A 22,129-nucleotide genomic window follows, 5' to 3' on the forward strand; every position below is an offset into this window, starting at 1 on the left:
GCTTCCTTCGGTCCCGATCTCCGGGCCCTCCGGGCGCTTCCTTCGTTTCCGACTCTATCAGATCTTTCCGACCCGATTTCCTCGGTGCTTTCCGGCCCCGTTCGCTTTCGCTCCGGGCCCTTCCGGCGTGGTCACTACTTTAGCTGATTTCCCTGGAGGCTCATAATCGAGTCATTCGAAATGAATTTCGGAATGCCGAAATGAACCCCAACCGGGGTGATCATCTTGAGTAGTGGATGTCCGCTCCGGGGTGCTTGAACAAGCAGGCCGGGTTCCAGCGGCTCGGGCCACGTTAGTCGGTCGTCCTCGACGAGTCAAGCCTCCTCTTGCGAGGTGTGTGAGGCCGGTACGGACTGACCGTCGGGTCCTCCGTGATCCAGAAGCGCCAGGGGTGCGGGGCGCCGTCGCCGCCGACACCCGTGCGGGGGCCGCTGCGGATGCGGTCCGGGGCCGGGGGCGTGCCGGTGAGCAGGGCGAGCGGCCCGTCCTGACCCGCGCAGGTGTCCGCGCCGTTCAGGGAGAGGGCGACGTCGAGGGCCGTGGCCAGGCGGGCCGGCCCCTTGGCCAGCTCGTGGTCGGAGCGGGCCGAGCGGCGGCGGGGGCGGGCCTGGTCGGCGCCCTCGACGATCTCCCCCGCGCGCAGCAGGACGCCGCTCGCGTGTCCCTCGGGGCCGCACACCAGGTTGAGGCAGTGCCACATGCCGTAGGTGAAGTAGACGTACGCGTGGCCGGGTGGTCCGAACATGACGGCGTTGCGTGCGGTGCGGCCGCGGAAGGCGTGCGAGCCGGGGTCGATCGCGCCGGCGTACGCCTCCACCTCCGTGAGGCGCAGTTCCATCCGGCCCTCGTCGGTGTTGCGGACGAGGGTGCGGCCCAGGAGGTCGGGGGCCACGTCCAGTACGGGGCGGTCGAAGAAGGTCCGTGGGAGCGGCGTACGGTCGGGGCTCTCGATCATGCCGTCCGAGCGTACCGGGGAGCGGTGGGGAACCGGCTACGGTCGTCGCGCGTATGTAGGGGTCAGGACCCGAGAAGGAGTGGAAGTCATGGGATTCAAGAAGCTGCTCGCGAGCCTGGGTGCCGGCGGGGCCACCGTGGAGACGGTGCTCACGGAGGAGAACGTCGTTCCGGGCGGGGTCGTCCAGGGCGAGGTGCGGATCCAGGGCGGCAGCGTCGACCAGCAGATCGAGGGGCTCTCCGTCGGGCTGCAGGCGCGTGTCGAGGTCGAGGGCGGTGACCAGGAGCACAAGCAGGACATCGAGTTCGTGAGGACGCGTCTCGGCGGTGCCTTCGAGGTCAGGGCCGGCGCCGTGCACGTCGTGCCGTTCGGTCTGGAGATCCCGTGGGAGACGCCGGTCACCGCCGTCGCCGGGCAGCAGCTGCGGGGGATGAACATCGGGGTGACGACCGAGCTGGAGATCGCGCGGGCCGTGGACTCCGGTGACCTGGACCCGATCAACGTGCACCCGCTGCCGGCTCAGCAGGCGATCCTGGACGCCTTCATCCAGCTGGGCTTCCGTTTCAAGAGCGCGGACATGGAGCGCGGGCACATCCGGGGAACGCGGCAGAAGCTGCCGTTCTACCAGGAGATCGAGTTCTTCGCGCCGCAGCAGTACCGGGGCCTGAACCAGGTCGAGGTCAGCTTCGTCGCGGACGACCGGGAGATGGACGTCGTCCTGGAGATGGACAAGAAGCCGGGTCTCTTCACCGAGGGCAGCGACTCCTTCCGTGCGTTCACGGTGGGTCTGCACGACTTCCACACGACCGACTGGGCGGCTTATCTCAACCAGTGGCTCGCCGAGGTCGGTGGCCGTCGCAACTGGCTCTAGGCTCGGGACCGTCAGCGTTGACGGACGATTCGGAGGTACTCGACGTGTCCGAGGGCAAGAGGGCGCCGCTCCCCCATGACTTCCATCCGCCGGTGGCGGAGTTCACCGTGGTGAGCGACGACGTCGCGCCGGGCGGGGTCCTGAAGGACGCTCAGGTGCACTCGGCGGGGAACACCTCGCCGCAGCTGAGCTGGGAGGGGTTCCCGGAGGGGACGAAGAGCTTCGCGGTCACCTGCTTCGACCCGGACGCCCCGACGGGCAGCGGGTTCTGGCACTGGGTGCTGTTCGACATCCCCGCGTCGGTGACGGAGCTGCCGGCCGGTGCCGGGTCCGGGTCGTTCGAGGGGCTGCCGGCCGGTGCCGTGCACGCGCGGAACGACTACGGCTCGAAGGACTTCGGCGGTGCCGCTCCCCCGGCGGGGGATCCGGCGCACCGGTACGTCTTCACGGTGTACGCGGTGGACAAGGAGAAGCTCGGTACGGACGCCGACACCTCGCCGGCGGCCGTCGGGTTCAACCTGCGGTTCCACACGCTGGGCCGTGCCCAGTTGGTCGGTGAGTACGCGGCTCCCGCGGCGGACTGATCGTTCGTTCGTTGTTTGCCCGCTTCTGGTCTTGGAGAGATCAGAAGCGGGCATCTTTTGTTTCGCGGGAAATTGCGTTGTCCGACCCGGCCGGCCCGGCCATCGTTGATCCAAGCCCGGAGCCCCCGTGCGGGGGCTGGGGCCGGCACACGGGAGGTGGGCAACATGCGGGACACGCTGGTACTGAACGCGAGCTTCGAGCCGCTTTCGACGGTCACGCTCAACCGTGCGGTGGTGCTCGTCCTGCAGGACAAGGCCGTCGTCGAGCAGGCCCATCCCGAGCTGAGGGTGCGGGGTGCCGCCGTCGACCTCCCGGTGCCGCGGGTGATCAGACTCTGCCGGTACGTACGGGTGCCGTTCCGAAGACAGGCCCCGTGGTCGAGGCGGGGGGTGCTGGTCCGGGACCAGCACCGGTGCGCGTACTGCGGGCGGCGGGCGACGACGGTCGACCACGTGGTGCCGCGGGCGCAGGGGGGTGGGGACAGTTGGCTGAACACGGTCGCCTCCTGTGCCGAGGACAACCACCGCAAGGCGGACCGGACGCCGGAGCAGGCGGGGATGCCGCTGCTGCACCAGCCGTTCGAGCCGACTCCGGCGGACGCGATGCTGCTCGCGATGCGGGCGAGCGAGCGGTCGGCGCTGCCGGCGTGGCTGGCCGACTCGGCCGCGTAGACGCGTAGAGGTGTGATCGGCGGACGTGCGGAAGGGCCCGTCCTCCCCGGTGGGGAGGACGGGCCCTTCCGTCGTCGTGGTCAACCGAGGGTCAGTTGGAGGATGGCGATGACGCCGACGGCGATGATCACTCCGCGCAGGACCGTGGGGGACAGTCTGCGGCCGACCTTGGCGCCGAGCTGGCCGCCGAGGGTGGAGCCGACCGCGATGAGCAGGACGGCCGTCCAGTCGAAGTCGGCGACGAAGAGGAAGAAGACGGCGGCGACTCCGTTGACCAGGGCGCCGAGGATGTTCTTGACGGCGTTGATGCGCTGCAGGTCGTCGTGGAGCAACAGGCCCATGAGGGAGAGGTAGAGGACTCCCTGGGCCGCGCCGAAGTACCCGCCGTACATGCTGGCGAGGAGGAGGCCGACGAGGAGGGCGGGGCCGCCGTCGGGGTGGGCCTCGGTGCCGGTCTGTTCGCGGCGCCGCTTCACGGCCGCGGCGATGCGGGGCTGGAAGAGGACCAGGACGAGCGCGAGGCCGATGAGGACGGGGACGATCGCGTCGAAGGCCGTGGACGGCAGGGCGAGGAGGAGGATCGCGCCGATGAGGCCGCCGAGGAGGGCGACGGAGCCGAGGCGCAGGATGCGGGCCTTCTGGCCCTTGAGTTCGCGGCGGTAGCCGATGGCTCCGCTGATGGAGCCGGGGACGAGGCCGAGGGCGTTGGAGACGTTCGCGGTGATCGGGGGGAGTCCGGTCGCGAGGAGGACCGGGAACGTGATGAGCGTTCCCGATCCGACGATGGTGTTGATGGTGCCGGCGCCGATGCCGGCGGCGAGGACTGCCAGGGCTTCCCAGATGGACAACGCCATCTCCTTACATGGTCAGCGAGTCGCCTCCCCGCTCCGAGGTCGTCGAGGTCGAGGGGCTCGCACCGATCATGCACGAGGATTACGTGTACGCGTCAGTCAACCGGCGGTTCGTCCCGCCTCTGGGCCCCGACGGTCTTGGTGTTGAAGCCGGGGACGCTGCCGTCCTTGTTGCCGAAGGCGCCCGAGAGGCCCTTGAGGGCGTCACCGATCTCGCTGGGCACGATCCAGAGCTTGTTGGCGTCGCCCTCGGCGATCTTCGGGAGCATCTGGAGGTACTGGTACGAGAGCAGCTTCTGGTCCGGGTCGCCGGCGTGGATGGCCTCGAAGACCGTGCGGACGGCCTGCGCCTCGCCCTCCGCCCGCAGGGCGGCGGCCTTGGACTCGCCCTCGGCGCGCAGGATCGCGGACTGCTTCTCGCCCTCTGCGGTGAGGATGGCGGACTGCCGGGTGCCCTCGGCGGTGAGGATCGCGGCGCGCTTGTCGCGCTCGGCGCGCATCTGCTTCTCCATCGAGTCCTGGATGGAGGTCGGCGGCTCGATCGCCTTGAGCTCGACGCGGTTGACGCGGATGCCCCACTTGCCGGTGGCCTCGTCGAGGACGCCGCGGAGTGCGGCGTTGATCTCCTCGCGGGAGGTCAGGGTCCGCTCCAGGTCCATGCCGCCGATGATGTTGCGCAGGGTGGTGACGGTGAGCTGCTCGATCGCCTGGATGTAGCTGGCGACCTCGTAGGTCGCGGCCCTCGCGTCGGTCACCTGGTAGTAGATGACCGTGTCGATGTTGACGACGAGGTTGTCCTGGGTGATCACCGGCTGCGGCGGGAACGGGACGACCTGTTCGCGCAGGTCGATCCGGTTGCGGATCGAGTCGATGAACGGGACGACGATGTTCAGCCCGGCGTTGAGCGTGCGGGTGTAGCGGCCGAAGCGCTCCACGATCGCCGCGCTCGCCTGCGGAATGACCTGGATCGTCTTGATCAGGGCGATGAAGACGAGCACCACCAGAATGATCAGGACGATGATGACTGCTGACATCGTGTTCCCCGTGCCCTTCGCTGCCGGTTGTCTGCCGGGTTGCTTTCGATGATCGAGTCTCGCAGATGACGCAATGTCATGGGCGACGTTCGGTCACATGATGACGGCGGTGGCCCCGTCGATGTCGACGACGTCGACCCGTTCGCCCGGTTCGAAGGTCTGGTCGGAGTCGAACGTGCGGGCGGACCAGATCTCGCCCGCGAGCTTGATGCGGCCTCCGCCGCTCGCGTCGACCCGTTCGACGACCACCGCCTGACGCCCTTTCAGGGCGTCGATGCCGGAGGCGTGCAGGGGTCTGTCGTCACGGTGGCGGGCGGCGATCGGGCGCACCACCGCGATGAGCGCCACGGAGACGACGACGAAGACGAGCACCTGGGCGACGACGCCGAAGCCGAGGGCGGCGGTCACCGCCCCGGCGACCGCTCCGACGGAGAACATGCCGAACTCCGGCATCGCGGTCAGGACCAGCGGAATGCCGAGCCCCACCGCTCCGATCAGCCACCAGACCCACGCGTCGATGTCCACGTGGTCATGGTAGGGCGGTGGGGTCCTTCCGGGACAGGGCGCGGGCGGCTGTGCGGGTCGCCGGTGCCCGGGCCGGTCACTTCAGGGGCAGACCGTGGGCGGTCCAGCGGTCGCCGACGCGCTCGACGACGAGCGGCAGGCCGAAGCAGTGCGAGAGGTTCCGGGAGGTGAGCTCCATCTCCACGGGGCCGGCGGCGAGGACCTTGCCCTGGCGGATCATCAGGACGTGGGTGAAGCCGGGGGCGATCTCCTCGACGTGGTGGGTGACCATGATCATGGAGGGGGCGTACGGGTCGCGGGCGAGGCGGCCGAGCCGGCGGACCAGGTCCTCGCGGCCGCCGAGGTCGAGGCCGGCGGCGGGCTCGTCGAGGAGGAGGAGCTCCGGGTCGGTCATCATCGCGCGGGCGATGAGGGTGCGCTTGCGCTCGCCCTCGGAGAGGGTGCCGAACCTGCGGTCCAGGTAGTCGTTCATCCCGAGCCGGTCGAGGAAGGCCTTGGCGCGCTCCTCGTCGATCGGGTCGTAGTCCTCGTTCCAGGTGGCGGTCATGCCGTACGCGGCGGTGAGGACGGTCTGCAGGACGGTCTGGCGCTTGGGGAGCTTCTCCGCCATCGCGATGCCGGCCATGCCGATGCGGGGGCGGAGCTCGAAGACGTCGGTGCCGACGCCGCCGAGCTGCTCGCCCAGGACGCGCGCGGTGCCCTTGGTGGGGAAGAGGTAGCTGGAGGCGACGTTCAGAAGGGTGGTCTTGCCGGCGCCGTTGGGGCCGAGGATCACCCAGCGCTCGCCCTCCTTGACCGACCAGGAGACGTCGTCCACCAGAGCCCGTCCGTCGCGGACCACGGATACGTCCACCAGCTCCAGTACATCGCTCATGAGCGCGTTGTCTCCCCTTGCGGTCGAGTCTTGTCGTCGCCTTGCGCCGATGGGCGCGGCGTCCAGGGGAAAACCTACGTTATCGACGGAGCGGACCGGTCCGTAGGGCTTCCTTTGGGTCCTTAGTCTGGGGGGATGCTTTCGGAACCACGCTCAGGACGTCTGGCCGCCTGGGGCAATGCCCTGCTGGCCGGGGCGGTGTCGCCGGACGAGGCGGCGCTGGCGATTGTCGGGGAGGACGCGGTGCACCGCGTGGAGGGGCTGCCCGGTGAGGCGGGACCGGTGGGGCTGACGCTCGCGCTGGGCCGGCTGCGGCGGCTCGGGGTGACCGGATGGCGGGTCGCGCTGCCGGCGCCGGGGCATCCGCTGGGGCTGAGCGGGCCGCCGGACTTCAACGCGCGCGCGTTGGAGGCGGAGGAGGCGGCGGTGGGCTTCGGCGCGCCGTACGGCCTCGTGCCGGAGGTCGCCGAGGCGGGGCCGGCGGGTGACGTGCACGTCTCGGTGACCTGGCACTGTCTGGCCGTACGGGAGGCTCCGCCCGCCGATGTGCCCTCGCTCGGCGAGGCGGAGCGGGAGCTGGCCGAGGCGCTGCGGGACGCGACGGCGGTGCTGACCCGGCTCGACGTGGCGGCCGCGGGTCCCGCGGCGGACGCGGCGCGCGAGGCGTACCGGGCGCGGGCGGAGGTGGGCCGCGAGGTGCTGGCCCCGGGCTATCCGCCGCGCGCGGTGCGGGTCCTGGAGCTGGCGCAGCGGATCGGCCTGCTGGTGAACCTCGCGTACGACCACGGCCACGGGGGTGCGGTGAGCGCGTCGGAGATGGCGGCGCGGGGGGCGGCGTTGCGGCCGGTGGAGCGGGTGGCCCGGCGGGCGCAGGTCGCGGCGTACAACGCGTACGTGGAGGAGAGGGAGCGGGAACGGGGCTTCTGAAAGGCCGCGCCCCGGCCCCCGGGGGATCGTCCGGGGACCGGGTGCGGAGGCGGTCAGCCGTTGACGGCGGTGTTGCCGAAGGCCGGGTTGAGCAGGCCGATCACGTTGACCGTGTTGCCGGAGACGTTCACGGGGACGTGGACCGGGACCTGCACCAGGTTGCCGGAGCCGACGCCCGGCGAGTGGAGGGCCTGCCCGTCGGCGTCCGCGTGCGCGGAGGCGACACCCGCGCCGGCGGCGACGATGCCACCGGCGATCATGGTGAGGGCGGCGGCCTTCTTGAGGTTCTTCACTGGGTACGTCCTCCTGGTCATCGCTGCGGCCGGTCCGCCGCAGCACGCCGTGGAGAACGCCGCACCCCCCGCCCGGTTACGCCGAACGGGGGGCATCCACACGACGGCATGAAGGACTGAACGGTCGTGCGCCCCGGCGCACGAAGGGGCGCGTCAGCGGGTGAGGCCGTGCCGTACGGCCCACAGCGCCGCCTGGGTGCGGTCCGCGAGGTCGAGCTTCATCAGGATGTTCGAGACGTGCGTCTTGACCGTCTTCTCGGAGAGGACGAGGGCGCGGGCGATCTCCCGGTTGGACCGTCCGTCCGCGATCAGGCCGAGGACCTCGCGCTCCCGCTCCGTGAGGGTCGAGCCCCGCCCCGTGCCCCCGCCGTGGGAGTCGTCCTGGGCGAGGAGCGCACCGGCCACCTCGGGCTGGAGCAGGACGTGCCCCGCGTGGACCGAGCGGATCGCGCCGGCCAGGGCGTCGGGGTCGATGTCCTTGTAGACGTATCCACGGGCGCCCGCGCGGAGCGCGGGGACGACCGTCCGCTGCTCGGTGAAGCTGGTGACGATCAGGACCCGTGCGGGGTTGCCGAGCTCGTGGAGCCGCTTGAGCGCCTCGATGCCGTCCGTGCCCGGCATCTTCACGTCCATGAGGACCACGTCCGGGCGCAGCTCCTCCGCCCCGGCGACGCCCTCGGCGCCGTCGGAGGCCTCCCCCACGACCTCTATGTCGTCCTGCACCTCGAGGAAGGTGCGCAGTCCTCGGCGGACGACCTGGTGGTCGTCGACCAGGAGCACGCGGATCGGCTTGTCAGCCACCGGGGACCTCCATCTCGATCGTGGTGCCCCGGTCCGGGGCCGAGGTCACCGTGAGTCTGCCGCCGACGCCGCTCGCGCGGTCCCGCATGGAGACCAGTCCGAGGTGGCGGCCCGCGCTGCGGACCGTGCGCGGGTCGAATCCCTTGCCGTCGTCGGTGACCGTGAGCCGCGCGCCCTGGCCGCTGCGGGTGAGGGAGACCGCGACGAGCTTCGCGTCCGCGTGCCGCAGGGCGTTGTGCAGGGCCTCCTGCGCGACCCGGAGGACGGCCTCCTCCTGGGCGGCGGGCAGGGCCCGGGTCCCCGGGCTCTCGAAGGTCACCCGGGCGGAGTGGGCGCGGTCGAGGACCTGGATCTGGGTGCGGAGCGTGTGGACGAGGCCGTCCTCGTCGAGGGCGGCGGGTCTGAGCTCGACGACGGCGGCGCGCAGCTCGTCGGCGGCCTCGGCGGCGAGCGCGGCGACCTGCTGGAGCTCGCCCTTGGCCCGGGCCGGGTCGCGGTCGACGAGGGCGGCGGCGGCCTGGGCGGTCAGGCGGAGCGAGAAGAGCTTCTGGCTGACGGCGTCGTGCAGCTCGTGGGCGAGGCGGGAGCGCTCCTCGGCGATGGTGAGCTCCCGGCTGCGCTCGTACAGCCGGGCGTTGGTGAGGGCGATGGCCGCGTGCTGGGCGAGGATCGAGAGGAGTGCCTCGTCCTCCGCGGTGAAGCCGCAGCCGCCGTCCTCCCTGGGGCAGCGCTTGTTGGCGAGGAAGAGGGCGCCGAGGATCTCGTCGCCGTCGCGGACGGGCAGGCCGAGGAAGTCGGACATCTCGGGGTGGGCGTCCGGCCAGCCCTCGAAGCGGGGGTCCCTGCGGACGTCGGCGAGCCGCTCGGGCTCGGCCCTGTGGAGCATCGAGGCGAGGATGCCGTGCTGGCGGGGCAGCGGGCCGATCGCCTTCCACTGCTCGTCGCTGACGCCGTCGACCACGAACTGGGCGAAGCCGCCGTGGTCGTCCGGGACGCCCAGCGCGGCGTACTCGGCGTCGAGCAGCTCGCGCGCGGAGGCCACGATCGTCTTGAGGACGTCGCGGACCTCCAGGTGGCGGCTCATCGCCAGGAGTGCGGTGCTCACGGCGGCCAGGCCGGAGCTCGGTCGATGGCTCATGTGTTCACCGTACCGGCGGGGTGTGACGGTCCGTATCCGTCCGGGGACGAGGGCGGAGCAGGTCCCGGGACCTAGGCCGAAGTGCCCTCGGCGGTCCGGGCCCGGGGACGAGGCGGTGGACGGGCCCGCGGGCGGAGGGCGGGGCCATCCGGACAAGAGGGGATGGACGCCATGGCTGTCGCGATCGTCACGGGGGCGTCGAGAGGACTCGGCCGGGCGCTCGCCGAGGCCCTCGCCGGGCGGGGCCGGGACCTGGTGCTCGACGCCCGTACGGCGGACGTTCTGGAGGAGAGCGCGGCGGCGGCACGCGCACGGGGCGCACGGGTGGTCGCGTCGGCGGGGGACGTGACGGACGCGGCGCACCGGCGGGAGCTCGTGGCGGCGGCGGAGGGGCTCGGTGGGCTCGACCTGCTCGTGAACAACGCGGGGACCCTGGGCGCGGAACCGCTGGTGCCGCTCGACAGGCACCCGCTGGACGGTTTCCGGGCCGCCCTGGAGGTCAACGTGGTGGCCCCGCTGGGGCTCCCGCAGGAGGCGCTGCCGCTGCTGCGCACGGCGCCCGCCGGGGCGGTGATCGGCCTGAGCTCGGACGCGGCCGTGAAGGCGTACCGGACCTGGGGCGCGTAGGGGGCGACGAAGGCGGCGCTCGACCGGCTGTCGGCGGTCCTGGCGGTGGAGGAGCCGGGGCTGCGGGTCTGGTGGGGGGGGTCCCGGGCGACATGCGGACGGACATGCTCGCCGCCGCGGAACCCGGCGAGGACCTGTCCGGGACCCCCTCCCCGACCGACTCGCCCCCGCCTTCCTGCGGCTGCTCGACGAACGGCCGGCGAGCGGCCGGTACTCCGCGCCGGCCCTCCTGGGGGCGTGATGGACCTGGCCGTGCGGGTGCCGGCGGAGCTGTCGGCGCGGATCCCGGCCGAGCAGCGGGGGCCCGGGCTCGGCCGGGACGACGTGCGGCTGCTCGTGTCGCGGGGCACGGCGGTGTCCCACCACTCCTTCGGGGAGCTGCCCGCGCTGCTGCGGACCGGGGACGTGCTCGTCGTCAACACCTCGACGACGCTCGCGGCGGCCGTGGACGGGCGGCTCGGTCCCGAGCCGGGCGGGGAGCCGGTGGTGGTGCACTTCTCGACCCGGGGGGGACGACGGGCGCTGGGCCGTGGAGCTGCGGACGCCGGAGCCGTCGGCAGTACGCGCCCGCGTGGGGGCGGTCCCGCGGGCGTGGTCGTACGGCTGCCGGGAGGGGCGCGGCTGGTGCCGGAGGAGCCGCTGGTGCCCGGCGGCGGGCGGCTGTGGTGGGCGCGGGCGAGCGTGGACGTGCCGGGGCTGCTCGGGCGGTACGGGCGGCCCGTCCGGTACGGGTACACGGACCGGGACCAGCCCCTGTCGGCGTACCGGACGGTCTTCGCGCGCCCCTCCCCCGACGGGTCGGGCTCGGCGGAGATGCCGAGCGCGGGGCGGCCCTTCACGGCCCGGCCGGTGGCGGAGCTGGTCGACCGGGGCGTACGGATCGCTCCCCTCTCCCTTCATACGGGGGTGGCGTCGGCGGAGGTGCACGAGCCGCCCTACCCGGAGCGCTTCGAGGTCCCGGCGGCGACGGCGGCCCTGGTGAACGCGGCCCGCGCCGGGGGCGGCCGGGTGATCGCGGTGGGGACGACCGTGGTGCGGGCGCTGGAATCGGCCGCCGCCGGGCCGGAAGGGGGGACCCGGGCGCCGACAGGGGGGACGGACGTGCGGCGCGGCGGGGTGGTGCGGGCCGCGGCGGGACGGACCGATCTGGTGGTGACGCCCGCGCGCGGGGTGCGGGTGGTGGACGGGCTGCTCACCGGGCTGCACGAGCCGGAGGCCTCGACCTGCTGATGCTGGAGGCGGTCGCCGGGCGGCCCGCGCTGCGGAGCGCGTACGCCGCCGCGGTACGGGAGCGCCACCTCTGGCACGAGTTCGGCGACCTCCCTCTCCTCCTCCCGTAGGAGAGGGCTCACCATCCGCATTGCTGGAGCAACTCACGGTGAGTTCGCCATGCGGCCGATGTGAGGCCGCGCATAGGACGCACGTCACTTACGAAGCCCCCTAGTGGACCCTTTGTTGCCGGATATGGGCGGAGAAAACGGGCCACAGGGGGCATGGTGCGGCCCCCGTGCGGGGCCCTGATCCACTACCCGGCTTCGTACGTCACACCTTTGCCACGGGATTTTGCTGCCGCTAAGAATTGCCTCCGTCGCCGCCGAGTAGGCGCAGCGCCGCCCCGGCCGAGCGACGACCCCCAGCGATTCGAAGAGGTAGTCCTGCATGTCTGCGAACACCCCTAGCCACAGTCGTGGTCTGAAGAAGACCCACAAGGCCACGATCGCCGGCGTCGCCGCTCTGGGCGCCGCAGCGCTCACCCTCTCCCTCGTGCCTCACCACGGCGGCACCGAGACCGAGCCCCAGGCCCTGTCCGGCACCCAGCAGGTGGCCTGGTCGTACAACGCGAACAGCCCGCAGGCCAAGGCACTGGCCGCCAGCGTCAACGAGCAGCAGACCACCATCGGTCTGAAGGCCAAGCAGGAGGCCGAGGCGAAGGCCAAGGCCGCCGCGAAGGCGAAGCTCGACGCCCAGGCGAAGGCCGCGAAGGCCAAGGCCGACGCCCTGGCGAAGGCCACCGCGAAGGCGAAGGCCGAGGTCAAGGCGAAGGCCGCCGCCCAGGCGAAGGCCGCCGCGAAGAAGCGCGCCGCGGAGAAGGCGGCCGCGAGCCGTTCCGTCGCCCGCAAGCCGGTCTTCGCGAACAACCTCGACGGCTGGATCCGCGAGGCGCTCTACATCATGGACAAGCACAACATCCCGGGCACCTACAACGGCCTGCACCGGAACATCATGCGCGAGTCCAGCGGCAACCCGTACGCCATCAACAACTGGGACATCAACGCCATCAACGGCGTCCCGTCCAAGGGCCTGCTCCAGGTGATCTACCCGACCTTCAAGACGTACCACATCGCCGGCACCAAGTTCGACCAGTACGACCCGGTCGCCAACATCGTCGCCGCCGCCAACTACGCGGCCGACCGCTACGGCTCGATCGACAACGTCAACAGCGCGTACTGACGCGCGAAAGGGCGGCACCCCGCAGGGGGTGCCGCCCTTCGGCGTGGTGGGGCGGGCGTTACTTGCGCATGACCTCGGGCTCGTGGCGGCGCAGCAGCCGCGCCACGAGGACGCAGCAGACCGTGGCCATGATCAGCTGGATGCCGAGGTCGAGGCTCCACTGGCCGACCGTGTGCTCCCACAGCGGGTCGGTGTTCGTGGGGTCCTTGTGGTCCCACGGCGGCATGAGGTGCGCCAGGTCGAGGGTGGTGCCGGCGCCGGCGATGCCCCAGCGGGAGGGCATGAGCCAGGCGAACTGCTCCAGGCCGGGCGAGCCGTACACCTGGAAGAGGATGCCGGTGAAGACGACCTGGATGATCGCGAACATGACGAGCAGCGGCATGGTCTTCTCGGCGGTCTTCACCAGCGCGGAGATGACCAGGCCGACCATCATCGAGGTCAGGCCGAGCGCGATGACCTGGACGCAGAGCTCGACGGCCGGCGGCATGAACAGGCCCTCTTCGGGCAGCTCACGGGTGGAGAAGCCGATGCCGCAGATGATCACGCCCTGGAAGGCGGTGATCAGGCCGAGGACGATGACCTTGGACATGAGGTACGCGGAGCGGGAGAGGCCGACGGCGCGCTCCCGTTCGTAGATGACCCGTTCCTTGATCAGTTCTCGCACGGAGTTGGCCGCGCCGGAGAAGCACATGCCGACCGCCAGGATCAGCATGATCGTGCCGGCGTCGCCGTTGAAGCGGGACGGCGGCTTGGGCCGGCCCAGGCCGAAGTCGGCCGGGATGACGACGGAGACCGCGCCGAGGACGGCGGGCAGGATCACCATCAGGGCCATGAAGCCCTTGTCGGAGGCGATCACCGACACGTAGCGGCGGATCAGGGTCCACAGCTGGGAGCCCCAGCCCTGCGGCTTCGGCGGCCTGGCCATGGCCTGCGGCGGCATCTGGACGGGCTGCGCGGCGACGGCGTCGATGTCCGCGGCGTACATCTGGTAGTGCTGCGAGCCCTTCCAGCGGCCCGCCCAGTCGTAGTCGCGGTAGTTCTCGAAGGCGGAGAAGACGTCGGCCCAGGTGGAGTAGCCGAAGAAGTTCAGCGCCTCCTCCGGCGGGCCGAAGTACGCCACGGAGCCGCCCGGCGCCATCACCAGCAGCTTGTCGCAGAGGCCCAGCTCGGCCACCGAGTGGGTGACGACGAGGACCGTGCGGCCGTCGTCCGCGAGGCCGCGCAGCAGCTGCATGACGTCGCGGTCCATGCCCGGGTCGAGGCCGGAGGTCGGCTCGTCCAGGAAGATCAGCGAGGGCTTGGTGAGGAGCTCCAGGGCGACGGAGACGCGCTTGCGCTGGCCACCGGAGAGGGAGGTGACCTTCTTCTCCTTGTGGATGTCGAGCTTGAGCTCGCGCAGCACCTCGTCGATGCGGGCCTCGCGCTCGGTCGCGGCGGTGTCGCCGGGGAAGCGGAGCTTGGCCGCGTAGCGCAGCGCCTTCTGGACGGTCAGCTCCTTGTGCAGGATGTCGTCCTGCGGGACCAGACCGATGCGCTGGCGCAGCTCGGCGAACTGCTTGTAGAGGCTCCGGTTGTCGTAGAGGACGTCGCCCTCGTTGGCCGGGCGGTAGCCGGTCAGCGCCTTGAGCAGGGTGGACTTGCCGGAGCCGGACGGGCCGATGACGCCGATCAGCGACTTCTCCGGGACGCCGAAGGTGACGTCCTTGAGGATCTGCTTGCCGCCGTCGACCGTGACCGTGAGGTGGCGGGCCGAGAAGGAGACCGAGCCGGTGTCGACGAACTCCTCGAGCTGGCCGCCGACGATGCGGAAGGTCGAGTGGCCGACGCCGACGATGTCCTGCGGGCCGAGGAGGGCCGTGCCGCCCTTGGGGATCGGCTGGCCGTTGACGTACGTGCCGTTGTGCGAGCCGAGGTCGCGGATCTCGAAGCGGCCGTCGGGCGTCGCGTGGAACTCGGCGTGGTGCCGCGAGACCTGGAGGTCGGAGACGACCAGCTCGTTCTCGAGGGCACGGCCGATGCGCATCACGCGGCCGAGGTCCAGCTGGTAGAAGGTGGTCGGGCTGCGGTCGCCGTAGGGCGACGGCGCCCCCGCGGCGCCGCCGGGGTGCCCCTGGGCGGGTCCCTGCTGGTGCGGGACCTGCTGCTGCGGAGCCTGCTGGTGGACCGGCGGCTGCTGCCAGCCCTGGTGCTGCGGCGCCTGGTGCTGCGGAGGCGCCTGGTGCGTGGCCCAGTCGGCCTGGGCCCCGGCGGCCTGGTGCGCGGCGGCCTGGTGCGCGGGGGCCTGCTGCTGGGGCACCTGCTGCTGCGGCGCCTGCTGCTGGGGCGCGGCGGCCGCGCCGGCGGCGGCGAGATTCAGCCGCGGCCCGTCGGTCGCGTTGCCCAGGTGGACGGCCGAACCGGGGCCGATCTCCACCTGGTGGACCCTCTGGCCCTGGAGGAAGGTGCCGTTCGTGGAACCGTGGTCCTCGATGACCCAGCTCCGGCCGCCCCAGCTGATGGTGGCGTGGCGCCACGAGACCCTGGCGTCGTCGATGACCAGGTCACCCTGAGGGTCCCTGCCCAGGGTGTACGACCGGGACGGATCGAGCGTCCAGGTCCTGCCGTTCAATTCCAGTACGAGTTCTGGCACTCCATGCCCCACTACTTGTCCCCCGATGTACCCCCGTCGTCGGGAGTCCAGGGATGGCGAATCATCCTGGGGAACTATTTCAGGCCCGGTCCCGTCTCGGAAAGTCGGGCCGCGTGAAGACCTTCGGGGCGTCTTCCGGACCGGTCGGGTGTCCGCAGGGCGGGACGGGGGCTCGGGCGGCACACGGTGCCCGATACGGTGGAAGCACCATGAGCGCATCGCAGACCTCAGACGTTCCCACCCTTCTCGTCAAGATCTTCGGGAAGGACCGTCCCGGGATCACCGCGGGACTCTTCGACACCCTCGCCGCCTACTCCGTCGACGTCGTGGACATCGAACAGGTGGTCTCCCGGGGCCGCCTCGTCCTGTGCGCGCTCGTCACCGAGCCGACCGTCGTCCCGCAGGGCGAACTCCGGGCCACCGTGCACAGCTGGGCCGAGTCGCTGAAGCTCCAGGCCGAGATCATCTCCGGCACGGGCGACAACCGTCCCCGTGGCGAGGGCCGCTCGCACGTCACCGTGCTCGGCAACCCGCTCACCGCCGAGCAGACGGCGGCCATAGCGGCCAGGATCGCGGAGACCGGCGGCAACATCGACCGCATCTTCCGCCTCGCGAAGTACCCGGTGACGGCGGTCGAGTTCGCCGTCTCGGGCTGCGGGACCGAGCCGCTGCGGACCGCGCTGGCCGTCGAGGCGCACGGCATCGGGGTCGACGTGGCCGTCGTCTCCGCCGGTCTGCACCGGCGGGCCCAGCGGCTCGTGGTCATGGACGTCGACTCGACCCTGATCCAGGACGAGGTGATCGAGCTCTTCGCCGCGCACGCGGGCTGCGAGGACGAGGTCGCCGAGGTGACGGCGGCGGCGATGCGCGGCGAGCTGGACTTCGAGCAGTCGCTCCACGCGCGCGTGAAGCTGCTCGCCGGCCTCGACGCCTCGGTGGTCGACAAGGTCCGCGCCGAGGTGCGGCTGACTCCGGGCGCCCGGACCCTGATCCGCACGCTCAAGCGGCTCGGTTACCAGGTGGGCGTCGTCTCCGGCGGTTTCACGCAGGTCACCGACGACCTGAAGGAGCGCCTGGGTCTCGACTTCGCCTCCGCCAACACGCTGGAGATCGTGGACGGGAAGCTCACCGGCCGGGTGACCGGCGAGATCGTCGACCGGGCGGGCAAGGCGCGGCTGCTGCGCCGGTTCGCCGCGGAGGCGGGGGTGCCGCTGGCGCAGACCGTGGCGATCGGCGACGGGGCCAACGACCTGGACATGCTGAACGCGGCCGGACTCGGGGTGGCGTTCAACGCGAAGCCGGTGGTGCGCCGGGCGGCCCACACGGCGGTGAACGTGCCGTTCCTGGACACCGTGCTGTACCTGCTCGGCATCACGCGCGAGGAGGTCGAGGCGGCGGACTTCGGCGAGGACGACCTGCCGCACTGAGCGGTGGGGGTGTGCGGGAGGGCCCGGGCGTCGGACGACGCCCGGGCCCTCCCGCGTTCGGAGTGGGGCGCACGAGCCGGCCGTACGCGATCGGGCGCACGGGGCCGTCGTACGGGATCAGGCGTACGGGACCGGACGTACGGGGTCTGCCGTGCGGAGCCGTCGTACGGGTTCAGCCGTGCGGGATCAGGCGTGCGGGGTCCAGAAGTCGACGAGTCGTCCGACGCCGTGCTCCACGGACTTCCAGGTGCCGTCGAAGGTGATGACGGCGAAGGCGGAGGTCGGGAAGCCGCTGCGGTTCATCCGGGGCAGCGCGTCGCCCTCGGAGTCGCCCGCCAGAGCGTCGGCGAGCGCGTGCATCCCCGGGTTGTGGCCGATGAGCAGGAGGTTGTTCACGGAGTCCGGGACCTCGTTGACCACGGCGATGAGCTCGCCGAGGGAGGCCTCGTACACCCGCTCCTCGTACACGGTCTTCGGGCGGTGCGGGAGCTCCGAGACCGCCAGCTTCCACGTCTCGCGGGTGCGGACGGCGGTCGAACAGAGGGCCAGGTCGAAGGCGATGCCGCTGTCGGCGAGCCTGCGGCCGGCCACCGGGGCGTCCTGGCGGCCGCGGTCGGCGAGCGGTCGCTCGTGATCGGTTTCGTCGCTCCAGTCTGCCTTCGCATGTCGGAGGAGCACGATGCTGCGGGATGTATCGACGCTCATGGTCCACAGCTTCGCACGAAACAGGCCACTTCGACTCAGAGAGAGAGTGTTTGCCAGAGGTGCTCCAGGACGCGGCCGACCGCGAGTTCACCCGTGGTCGCCCCGGCCCCGTCCGCCCCGGTCATGAGGACCAGGAGGGCGAGGAAGGCGGCTGCCGGGAGGGCGAGGGCCCACCAGGGCAGCCGGGTGTCGACGCCGGTGGTCGTGGTCCGGATGCCGGGGTGCGTGGGGGCCGACATGGCCGCCTCCGTGGGTGAGTTCCGCGCTTTCGCCGTTGTCACCAACGTACGGATCGCGCGTCTCCCGGCCCATCCGGTGATCCACCCACTTCACCCTGAGGTCCGCCCCCTAGGGGATGCGGGGGCCCGCCCTACCTCACGGGGAGGCGAAGGAGGCGATGACGGCGATGACGACCGTGATGCCGAGCATCGCGCCGAGCACGAGCAGCAGCTTCTTCTGGCCGTTCTGGGGGTTGGGTTCGAGGACTGGCATGGGAACAGTCTCGCATCTCAGCATTCGTCCTCGACCGTCCGGTCCCTGCCCGCCAGGGTTCCGACGACCATCTGCGGCACCATGAGCCCGCCCATGAGCGCGATGGGCAGTCCCCAGCCGCCGCTGTGCTGGTAGAGCACGCCGACGAGGAGGGGGCCGGGGATCGAGATGAGGTAGCCGACGCTCTGCGCGAAGGCGGAGAGCCGGACGACGCCGGCGCCGGTCCGCGAGCGCATGCCGATCATCGTGAGGGCGAGCGGGAAGGAGCAGTTGGAGATGCCGAGGAGCACCGCCCAGACCCAGGCTCCGGCGTCGGGGGCGAGGAAGAGTCCGGTGTAGCCGGTGAGTCCGCACAGGCCGAGCGCGACGACGATCGGGCCCTGGTTCTTCATCCGGGTCGCGAGGCGGGGGATGACGAAGGCGAGCGGGACGCCCATGACCATGGTGACGGCGAGGAGCACGCCCGCGGTGGCGGCGGGGACGCCGGCGTCGCGGAAGATCTGCGGCATCCAGCCCATGGTGATGTAGGCGCCGGTGGCCTGGAGGCCGAAGAAGACGCCGAGCGCCCAGGCGGTGCGGCTGCGGGTGATGCGCGGCGCGGGGGCCTCGGGTGCGGCGTCGTCGTTCCGCGGCGCCGGCTGCGCGTTCCGCGATGCGGCTGCGCCGTTCCGCGGGGTCGCTTCGGGGGTCGGGGCCGCGGTCGCCGGGCGGGCCGTGCCGGCGTCCCGGTCGCGCAGGAGCGGGAGCCAGGGCAGGACGGCGAGCGCGGCGAGGGCCGCCCAGACGCCGAGGCCGAGGCGCCAGTCGCCGCCGAGGGCGTCGGTCACGGGCACGGTCGCGGCGGCGGCGACGGAGGTGCCGAGGGCGAGCGCCATGGAGTAGAGGCCGGTCATGCTGCCGACGCGCTCGGGGAAGTACCGCTTGACGATGACGGGCATCAGGACGTTGCTGACGGCGATGCCCATGAGGGCGAGGGCGCTGGCGGCGAGGAAGGCGGCGGTGCCGGTCGCGAAGGGGCGCAGGACGAGGCCGGTGAAGATCGCGGCCATGCCCGCGCAGACGACGGCGGCGGGGCCGAAGCGGCGGGCGAGGCGGGGCGCGGTGATGCCGAAGACCGCGAAGCAGAGCGGGGGGACGGAGGTGAGGACGCCGGCGACGCTGCCGCTCATGTGGAGGTCCTCGCTGACCTCTTCGAGGAGGGCGCCGAGGCTGGTGATGGCGGGACGCAGGTTGAGGGCGGCCAGGACGAGTCCGACGGCGACGAGACCGAGGAGCCGACGGCGTGCCGGGCCCGGCGCGGGAGAATCGCCGACGGTGGCGGACGCCCCGGAGGACGCGGTCGCGGCGGTGGTTCCGGCCGGTGGTGCGGCGGGGTCGAGGGTCTTCGGCTCGTCAGGCATGAGGCCATCATAGAATCATGGGATGATTTGTTGTCCAATCTCGAACGAACGGAAAGGCGCTCCATGGCCCTCGGTCACCCCCGGCGCACCGGTCTCTCCGACCAGGTGATCGCCGAGCTGCGGAACCAGATCACCTCCGGCGAGTGGCCGGTGGGTTCACGCATCCCGACCGAGCCCGAACTGGTCGAGCAGCTGGGCGTGGCCCGCAACACGGTGCGCGAGGCGGTGCGCGCGCTCGCGCACAACGGCCTGCTCGACATCCGCCAGGGCTCGGGGACGTACGTCGTCGCCACCAGCGAGCTGGCGGGCGTCATGCACCGGCGCTTCGCCGGCTCCGATCCCCGGCACGTCGCCGAGCTGCGCTCCACACTGGAGTCCGCCGCGGCGCGGTTCGCGGCCGGGCGGCGCACGGAGCGGGACCTGAAGCAGCTGGACGCCCTGCTCGTACGGCGCGAGGAGGCGTGGGAGTCGGGGGACGCGGAGCGGTTCGTGACGGCCGACGCGGCCTTCCACCACGCGGTCGTCGCCGCCTCGGGCAACGAGGTGCTGACGGAGCTCTACGCGGACCTGGGCGATCTGCTGCGGGACTGGCTGCGCGACGACGTGGGGCAGGTGCTGCGGCCGGAGAACCACATGGACCACGCGCGCCTGGTGGACGCGATCCGCGGGGGCGATGCCGAGCGGGCCGGCACGGAGGCGGCCGGCTACCCCTTCATGTGCCTCAGGAGCCCCGCACCGGAAGGGGCGGCCCCGGAGCGGGAGCCGGATCCGCGGGCTGGTGCGTGACCCAGGCGGACCGGACCTCCTTCCAGCAGCGGCCGGTGACCTGGGCGTAGTCGGCGGGACCGACCTCCACGGGGGCGCTGTCGCTGTCGACGTCCCACCAGCGCTCGCACTCGACGTGGAGGCGGACGCGGTCGGTGCGGGGATACGGGTTGCCGCAGTGGGCGGTGACGCGGGAGCCCTCGACGACGGTGCGGCAAGAGGCTCCGAAGTCCTCCGGCTCCTCCGTCGTCGGGGCGGGGGACTCCTCGGCCGGGGCGGGAGCCGCCCGCAGCTCGGTGGCGACGGCCGTCCCGGTGATCAGGACGGCGACGGAGGCGATCGCCCCGAAGCCCTGACGTATCGCGCGCATGCCCGTACCTCCTCCCCGTCAGCAGACCATCACGCTCTGCCCCAGTCTGGGGTGGTTCGGGCTGATTTTCGACTCGTGCAGGAGTTGCGGAACGGCGAGGGCCGTGTGTCCGCCACTCGGCGGACACACGGCCCTCCCTGCCGCACGGAGGTGCGGAACGGTTACGCGCCGATGGCGTGCAGGCCGCCGTCCACGTGGATGATCTCGCCCGTGGTCTTCGGGAACCAGTCCGAGAGCAGCGCGACGATGCCGCGGCCGGCCGGCTCGGGGTCCGAGAGCTCCCACTCCAGCGGGGAACGGCTGTCCCACACGGAGGCCAGCTCGCCGAAGCCCGGGATGGACTTCGCGGCCATGGAGCCGAGCGGGCCCGCCGAGATCAGGTTGCAGCGGATGTTCTGCTTGCCGAGGTCGCGCGCCATGTAGCGGCTGGTGGCCTCCAGGGCGGCCTTGGCCGGGCCCATCCAGTCGTACTGCGGCCAGGCGAACTTGGCGTCGAAGGTCAGGCCCACGACCGAACCGCCCTCGGACATCAGCGGCAGCAGCGCCATCGTCAGCGACTTCAGGGAGAAGGCGGAGACGTGCATGGCGGTGGCCACGGACTCGAACGGCGTGTTCAGGAAGTTGCCGCCGAGCGCGTCCTGCGGCGCGAAGCCGATGGAGTGCACGATGCCGTCGAGCCGGTCGCCCAGGTGCTCGCGGACCTGGCCCTCCAGGCGGGCGAGGTGCTCGTCGTTCGAGACGTCGAGCTCCAGGACCTTCACCTTGTCGGGGTGGGGCAGCTTCTTGGCGATGCGCTCGGTCAGCGTCGGCCGCGGCCAGGCGGTGAGGATGATCTCCGCACCCTGCTCCTGGGCCAGCTTCGCGGCGTGGAAGGCGATGGAGGACTCCATCAGCACACCGGTGATGAGGATGCGCTTGCCCTCGAGAATTCCGCTCATGGTGATCAGTGACCCATGCCCAATCCGCCGTCAACCGGGATGACGGCTCCAGTGATGTACGAGGCGTCGTCGGAGGCGAGGAACTTCACCGCGGCGGCGATCTCCTCCGGCTGCGCGTAACGGCCCAGCGGCACCTGGGAGACGATGCCCGCGCGCTGCTCGTCGGTGAGCACCGCGGTCATGTCGGTGTCGACGAAGCCGGGGGCGACGACGTTGAAGGTGATGTTGCGCGAGCCCAGCTCGCGCGCGAGGGAACGGGCGAAACCGACCAGACCGGCCTTGGAGGCGGCGTAGTTGGCCTGGCCCGCGGAGCCCAGCAGACCGACCACCGAGGAGATCAGGACGACGCGGCCCTTCTTGGCGCGCAGCATCCCGCGGTTGGCGCGCTTGACGACCCGGAAGGTGCCGGTGAGGTTGGTGTCGAGGACGGACGTGAAGTCCTCCTCGGTCATGCGCATGAGGAGCTGGTCCTTCGTCACGCCGGCGTTGGCCACGAGGACCTCCACCGGGCCGTGCTTCTCCTCGATCTCCTTGTAGGCCGTCTCCACCTGCTCCGCGTCGGTGATGTCGCACTTGACGGGGAGGCAGCCGAGCTCGACCAGGGCGGCCGGGGGCTCGCCGGAGCGGTACGTGATCGCGACCTTGTCGCCGGCCTCGGCGAACGCGCGGGCGATGGCGAGGCCGATGCCCCGGTTTCCTCCGGTGACGAGAACCGAGCGGCTCAACGGATCACCCTTTCGATAGCGGTCTGGTAGCCGAAAACCTATCGGTATCGCTCCCGACATGAGGAATCGACCTCC

At 71.6% G+C, this 22,129-nt stretch carries 24 protein-coding genes and 1 pseudogene; 9 read left to right on the forward strand and 16 right to left on the reverse strand.

Annotated elements, in window-relative coordinates; translation table 11 throughout:
* Positions 1–292: 292 nt before the first annotated feature.
* Entirely contained in the window at positions 293–955 is a 663-nt protein-coding gene (locus ACZ66Z_RS27160; RefSeq protein WP_469937986.1) for a DNA-3-methyladenine glycosylase, read from the reverse strand.
* 88 nt (positions 956–1,043) lie between these two features.
* Here ACZ66Z_RS27160 and ACZ66Z_RS27165 point away from each other — a divergent pair, with 88 nt between their 5' ends.
* The 3 genes from ACZ66Z_RS27165 (at position 1,044) to ACZ66Z_RS27175 (ending at position 3,082) form a co-directional block, all read left to right on the forward strand.
* Positions 1,044–1,826, forward strand: coding sequence for a sporulation protein (locus ACZ66Z_RS27165; RefSeq protein WP_469937987.1), 783 nt, complete (start codon positions 1,044–1,046; stop codon positions 1,824–1,826).
* A gap of 44 nt (positions 1,827–1,870) precedes the next feature.
* The gene (locus tag ACZ66Z_RS27170) at positions 1,871–2,410 is read left to right on the forward strand and encodes a YbhB/YbcL family Raf kinase inhibitor-like protein (protein ID WP_469937988.1); all 540 of its coding nucleotides are present in this window, start codon (positions 1,871–1,873) and stop codon (positions 2,408–2,410) included.
* Positions 2,411–2,575: 165 nt separating this feature from the next.
* On the forward strand, positions 2,576–3,082 hold the full coding sequence (locus tag ACZ66Z_RS27175; protein WP_093876792.1) for an HNH endonuclease: 507 nt from the start codon (positions 2,576–2,578) through the stop codon (positions 3,080–3,082).
* Positions 3,083–3,162: 80 nt separating this feature from the next.
* Here the strand turns inward: ACZ66Z_RS27175 and ACZ66Z_RS27180 are convergent, their stop codons facing one another.
* From ACZ66Z_RS27180 to ACZ66Z_RS27195, 4 genes are all read right to left on the reverse strand, one after another.
* On the reverse strand, positions 3,163–3,936 hold the full coding sequence (locus ACZ66Z_RS27180) for a sulfite exporter TauE/SafE family protein (protein WP_469937989.1): 774 nt from the start codon (positions 3,934–3,936) through the stop codon (positions 3,163–3,165).
* A gap of 92 nt (positions 3,937–4,028) precedes the next feature.
* Entirely contained in the window at positions 4,029–4,967 is a 939-nt protein-coding gene (locus ACZ66Z_RS27185) for an SPFH domain-containing protein (RefSeq protein ID WP_148004710.1), read from the reverse strand.
* 93 nt (positions 4,968–5,060) lie between these two features.
* Positions 5,061–5,492, reverse strand: a complete 432-nt coding sequence (locus tag ACZ66Z_RS27190) for an NfeD family protein (protein WP_469937990.1) — start codon at positions 5,490–5,492, stop codon at positions 5,061–5,063.
* 76 nt (positions 5,493–5,568) lie between these two features.
* Positions 5,569–6,366 carry an ABC transporter ATP-binding protein gene (locus ACZ66Z_RS27195; RefSeq protein ID WP_469937991.1) on the reverse strand — a complete coding sequence of 266 codons (798 nt, stop codon included), beginning with the start codon at positions 6,364–6,366 and terminating at the stop codon, positions 5,569–5,571.
* A 135-nt stretch (positions 6,367–6,501) separates the two neighbouring features.
* Between ACZ66Z_RS27195 and ACZ66Z_RS27200 the strand changes: the two genes are divergently transcribed.
* Positions 6,502–7,293, forward strand: coding sequence for a hypothetical protein (locus ACZ66Z_RS27200; RefSeq protein WP_469937992.1), 792 nt, complete (start codon positions 6,502–6,504; stop codon positions 7,291–7,293).
* Positions 7,294–7,346: 53 nt separating this feature from the next.
* On the opposite strand, the gene ACZ66Z_RS27205 is transcribed toward ACZ66Z_RS27200, so the two are convergent.
* The 3 genes from ACZ66Z_RS27205 to ACZ66Z_RS27215 form a co-directional block, all read right to left on the reverse strand.
* A complete protein-coding gene (locus tag ACZ66Z_RS27205; protein WP_469937993.1) occupies positions 7,347–7,586 on the reverse strand; it encodes a chaplin in 240 nt (79 codons plus the stop codon).
* 153 nt (positions 7,587–7,739) lie between these two features.
* Positions 7,740–8,387 (reverse strand): response regulator, encoded by a 648-nt coding sequence (locus ACZ66Z_RS27210; RefSeq protein ID WP_469937994.1) that lies wholly within the window; start codon positions 8,385–8,387, stop codon positions 7,740–7,742.
* Complete coding sequence (locus ACZ66Z_RS27215; RefSeq protein ID WP_469937995.1) at positions 8,380–9,525, reverse strand: GAF domain-containing sensor histidine kinase; 1,146 nt, start codon at positions 9,523–9,525, stop codon at positions 8,380–8,382. The genes ACZ66Z_RS27210 and ACZ66Z_RS27215 overlap by 8 nt, the downstream gene beginning before the upstream one ends.
* A gap of 171 nt (positions 9,526–9,696) precedes the next feature.
* Here ACZ66Z_RS27215 and ACZ66Z_RS27220 point away from each other — a divergent pair.
* From ACZ66Z_RS27220 to ACZ66Z_RS27230, 3 genes and pseudogenes are all read left to right on the forward strand, one after another.
* Positions 9,697–10,393: pseudogene (locus ACZ66Z_RS27220) on the forward strand (SDR family NAD(P)-dependent oxidoreductase).
* Positions 10,393–11,382, forward strand: coding sequence for an S-adenosylmethionine:tRNA ribosyltransferase-isomerase (locus ACZ66Z_RS27225; protein WP_469938119.1), 990 nt, complete (start codon positions 10,393–10,395; stop codon positions 11,380–11,382). The pseudogene ACZ66Z_RS27220 and the gene ACZ66Z_RS27225 overlap by 1 nt, the downstream one beginning before the upstream one ends.
* A gap of 429 nt (positions 11,383–11,811) precedes the next feature.
* Positions 11,812–12,603 (forward strand): transglycosylase SLT domain-containing protein, encoded by a 792-nt coding sequence (locus tag ACZ66Z_RS27230; RefSeq protein ID WP_469937996.1) that lies wholly within the window; start codon positions 11,812–11,814, stop codon positions 12,601–12,603.
* 58 nt (positions 12,604–12,661) lie between these two features.
* On the opposite strand, the gene ACZ66Z_RS27235 is transcribed toward ACZ66Z_RS27230, so the two are convergent.
* A complete protein-coding gene (locus ACZ66Z_RS27235; protein WP_469937997.1) occupies positions 12,662–15,244 on the reverse strand; it encodes an ABC transporter ATP-binding protein/permease in 2,583 nt (860 codons plus the stop codon).
* A gap of 197 nt (positions 15,245–15,441) precedes the next feature.
* Between ACZ66Z_RS27235 and serB the strand changes: the two genes are divergently transcribed.
* Positions 15,442–16,659 (forward strand): phosphoserine phosphatase SerB, encoded by a 1,218-nt coding sequence (gene serB / locus ACZ66Z_RS27240; protein WP_469937998.1) that lies wholly within the window; start codon positions 15,442–15,444, stop codon positions 16,657–16,659.
* A 186-nt stretch (positions 16,660–16,845) separates the two neighbouring features.
* On the opposite strand, the gene ACZ66Z_RS27245 is transcribed toward serB, so the two are convergent.
* The 4 genes from ACZ66Z_RS27245 to ACZ66Z_RS27260 form a co-directional block, all read right to left on the reverse strand.
* Positions 16,846–17,364, reverse strand: coding sequence for a SixA phosphatase family protein (locus ACZ66Z_RS27245; protein WP_469937999.1), 519 nt, complete (start codon positions 17,362–17,364; stop codon positions 16,846–16,848).
* Positions 17,365–17,399: 35 nt separating this feature from the next.
* Complete coding sequence (locus ACZ66Z_RS27250) at positions 17,400–17,603, reverse strand: hypothetical protein (RefSeq protein WP_469938000.1); 204 nt, start codon at positions 17,601–17,603, stop codon at positions 17,400–17,402.
* Between the two features lie 136 nt (positions 17,604–17,739).
* Positions 17,740–17,856, reverse strand: a complete 117-nt coding sequence (locus ACZ66Z_RS27255) for an SGM_5486 family transporter-associated protein (RefSeq protein ID WP_256341457.1) — start codon at positions 17,854–17,856, stop codon at positions 17,740–17,742.
* A 17-nt stretch (positions 17,857–17,873) separates the two neighbouring features.
* Positions 17,874–19,256, reverse strand: a complete 1,383-nt coding sequence (locus ACZ66Z_RS27260) for a CynX/NimT family MFS transporter (RefSeq protein ID WP_469938001.1) — start codon at positions 19,254–19,256, stop codon at positions 17,874–17,876.
* A gap of 63 nt (positions 19,257–19,319) precedes the next feature.
* Between ACZ66Z_RS27260 and ACZ66Z_RS27265 the strand changes: the two genes are divergently transcribed.
* Positions 19,320–20,042 (forward strand): FadR/GntR family transcriptional regulator, encoded by a 723-nt coding sequence (locus ACZ66Z_RS27265; RefSeq protein WP_469938002.1) that lies wholly within the window; start codon positions 19,320–19,322, stop codon positions 20,040–20,042.
* On the opposite strand, the gene ACZ66Z_RS27270 is transcribed toward ACZ66Z_RS27265, so the two are convergent.
* The 3 genes from ACZ66Z_RS27270 to fabG all read right to left on the reverse strand — a co-directional run bounded on the left by ACZ66Z_RS27270 (position 19,978) and on the right by fabG (position 22,054).
* Positions 19,978–20,391 (reverse strand): hypothetical protein, encoded by a 414-nt coding sequence (locus ACZ66Z_RS27270; RefSeq protein WP_469938003.1) that lies wholly within the window; start codon positions 20,389–20,391, stop codon positions 19,978–19,980. The genes ACZ66Z_RS27265 and ACZ66Z_RS27270 overlap by 65 nt on opposite strands.
* A gap of 161 nt (positions 20,392–20,552) precedes the next feature.
* Positions 20,553–21,329 (reverse strand): enoyl-ACP reductase FabI, encoded by a 777-nt coding sequence (gene fabI, locus ACZ66Z_RS27275; protein WP_030322735.1) that lies wholly within the window; start codon positions 21,327–21,329, stop codon positions 20,553–20,555.
* 5 nt (positions 21,330–21,334) lie between these two features.
* Positions 21,335–22,054 (reverse strand): 3-oxoacyl-[acyl-carrier-protein] reductase, encoded by a 720-nt coding sequence (fabG, locus tag ACZ66Z_RS27280; RefSeq protein WP_030691676.1) that lies wholly within the window; start codon positions 22,052–22,054, stop codon positions 21,335–21,337.
* Positions 22,055–22,129: the final 75 nt, after the last annotated feature.

The organism is Streptomyces sp. NPDC107498 (genome assembly GCF_055582805.1).

Coding starts and splice junctions, on each gene's coding strand:
- ACZ66Z_RS27215 (WP_469937995.1), bottom strand. CDS start 9,525: ATGAGCCATCGACCGAGCTCCGGCCTGGCCGCCGTGAGCACCGCACTC.
- ACZ66Z_RS27245 (WP_469937999.1), bottom strand. CDS start 17,364: ATGAGCGTCGATACATCCCGCAGCATCGTGCTCCTCCGACATGCGAAG.
- fabI (WP_030322735.1), bottom strand. CDS start 21,329: ATGAGCGGAATTCTCGAGGGCAAGCGCATCCTCATCACCGGTGTGCTG.
- ACZ66Z_RS27160 (WP_469937986.1), bottom strand. CDS start 955: ATGATCGAGAGCCCCGACCGTACGCCGCTCCCACGGACCTTCTTCGAC.
- ACZ66Z_RS27230 (WP_469937996.1), top strand. CDS start 11,812: ATGTCTGCGAACACCCCTAGCCACAGTCGTGGTCTGAAGAAGACCCAC.
- ACZ66Z_RS27165 (WP_469937987.1), top strand. CDS start 1,044: ATGGGATTCAAGAAGCTGCTCGCGAGCCTGGGTGCCGGCGGGGCCACC.
- ACZ66Z_RS27255 (WP_256341457.1), bottom strand. CDS start 17,856: ATGCCAGTCCTCGAACCCAACCCCCAGAACGGCCAGAAGAAGCTGCTG.
- ACZ66Z_RS27200 (WP_469937992.1), top strand. CDS start 6,502: ATGCTTTCGGAACCACGCTCAGGACGTCTGGCCGCCTGGGGCAATGCC.
- ACZ66Z_RS27180 (WP_469937989.1), bottom strand. CDS start 3,936: ATGGCGTTGTCCATCTGGGAAGCCCTGGCAGTCCTCGCCGCCGGCATC.
- ACZ66Z_RS27260 (WP_469938001.1), bottom strand. CDS start 19,256: ATGCCTGACGAGCCGAAGACCCTCGACCCCGCCGCACCACCGGCCGGA.
- ACZ66Z_RS27250 (WP_469938000.1), bottom strand. CDS start 17,603: ATGTCGGCCCCCACGCACCCCGGCATCCGGACCACGACCACCGGCGTC.
- serB (WP_469937998.1), top strand. CDS start 15,442: ATGAGCGCATCGCAGACCTCAGACGTTCCCACCCTTCTCGTCAAGATC.
- ACZ66Z_RS27175 (WP_093876792.1), top strand. CDS start 2,576: ATGCGGGACACGCTGGTACTGAACGCGAGCTTCGAGCCGCTTTCGACG.
- ACZ66Z_RS27225 (WP_469938119.1), top strand. CDS start 10,393: ATGGACCTGGCCGTGCGGGTGCCGGCGGAGCTGTCGGCGCGGATCCCG.
- ACZ66Z_RS27185 (WP_148004710.1), bottom strand. CDS start 4,967: ATGTCAGCAGTCATCATCGTCCTGATCATTCTGGTGGTGCTCGTCTTC.
- ACZ66Z_RS27195 (WP_469937991.1), bottom strand. CDS start 6,366: ATGAGCGATGTACTGGAGCTGGTGGACGTATCCGTGGTCCGCGACGGA.
- ACZ66Z_RS27270 (WP_469938003.1), bottom strand. CDS start 20,391: ATGCGCGCGATACGTCAGGGCTTCGGGGCGATCGCCTCCGTCGCCGTC.
- ACZ66Z_RS27265 (WP_469938002.1), top strand. CDS start 19,320: ATGGCCCTCGGTCACCCCCGGCGCACCGGTCTCTCCGACCAGGTGATC.